The sequence below is a fragment of the Vibrio sp. YT-15 genome, assembly GCF_033337445.1.
GTDB lineage: Bacteria > Pseudomonadota > Gammaproteobacteria > Enterobacterales > Vibrionaceae > Vibrio > Vibrio alginolyticus.
In genome coordinates this window covers 1-1,074 of sequence record NZ_JAWOQR010000159.1, presented here as the reverse complement: position 1 = coordinate 1,074, position 1,074 = coordinate 1, and the positions used below count along the sequence as shown (strand labels likewise).

Sequence of the window (1,074 nt, the reverse complement as noted above, 5' to 3'; positions counted from 1 at the left end):
AATCAGAAAGGTTGGTCATCATGGCCAACCTTTTTTGTATCAGTCCATTCAGTAAAAACTTCCTATCGATAGTTTTTACCTATCAAATTAATATCCACCACCCATTAGCGTTAATGAGAAGTATTATCGATAATGTATTCATCGAAACAAACACGATTGAGTAATTATCATGAAAAAGACACTAACATTCGCAACGCTGCATTTTACTATCGCATTTAGTGTCGCTTACGTGCTTACTGGCGACATTCTAATTGGTAGTTTAATTGCCATGATTGAGCCATCAGTAAACACCGTCGCTTTTTACTTTCATGAAAAAGCTTGGGCAAGTGTTCCCGCTTTAAAAGCTCGTCAATTCATGACCAAGCTAAAAACCGCGAGTTTCGCAACGGTACACTTTAGCGTAGCGTTTACGGTGGTTTACTTGTTAACGGGTGATGCATTTATCGGTGGCGTTATGGCAATGCTAGAGCCATCATTAAATACCGTAGCCTACTACTTCCACGAAAAAGTTTGGTTACGTAAATCGTCTGATCAGAGCTCAGCGCCGCATTTTTGCTTCCACAAACACGCGTAAGAGCGGGTCGAAACCGAAGCAACAGCGAGCTCAAACCGATTCATCATTGACAATGTTGCGCACCGCAATTAAATTAATTGCGGTGAGCAACTTATTATAGGTAACTTAAGATGAATCCTCGTCAGCTCAGACATTACTCCCGACAGACCGTCCGCTTGTTAGGTATGCTTGATAAACAATGTGGCGAGGTTACCCTCACCCCAGTACAAGCTCATGCCTTGGGCGAGATCCAATTACAGCCACTGACTATCAATCAACTGGCGCAGCAGCTTAACGTAGATAAATCCAATGCCAGCCGCACCGTAACTGCTCTCATCAAGCAGAGCCTGGTTGAGAGCATCGAAAATCCAAAAGACAAGCGCAGCCAGTTCATAGCTTTGACCGAGCAAGGCCAACACGCGCTATCTCAACTCGACCAACAACAAAATACTTTCTTCGAATCATTGCTATCCCATCTGGACGAAAACGAACAGCACCAGCTCAAACAAGGGCTTGAAGTG

The 1,074-nt window shown here is 43.7% G+C and carries 2 protein-coding genes; both read left to right on the top strand.

Features of this window, described 5'->3' with window-relative positions:
• Positions 1-169: 169 nt before the first annotated feature.
• Positions 170-574 carry a DUF2061 domain-containing protein gene (locus R7D93_RS25985; protein WP_015297309.1) on the top strand — a complete coding sequence of 135 codons (405 nt, stop codon included), beginning with the start codon at positions 170-172 and terminating at the stop codon, positions 572-574.
• Positions 575-684: 110 nt separating this feature from the next.
• On the top strand, positions 685-1,074 hold a 390-nt coding region (locus R7D93_RS25980; protein WP_318129644.1), incomplete at its 3' end, for a MarR family winged helix-turn-helix transcriptional regulator.

Excerpts from the sequence above, each read along its gene's own strand:
- R7D93_RS25985 (WP_015297309.1), top strand. The coding sequence starts at position 170 with ATGAAAAAGACACTAACATTCGCAACGCTGCATTTTACTATCGCATTT.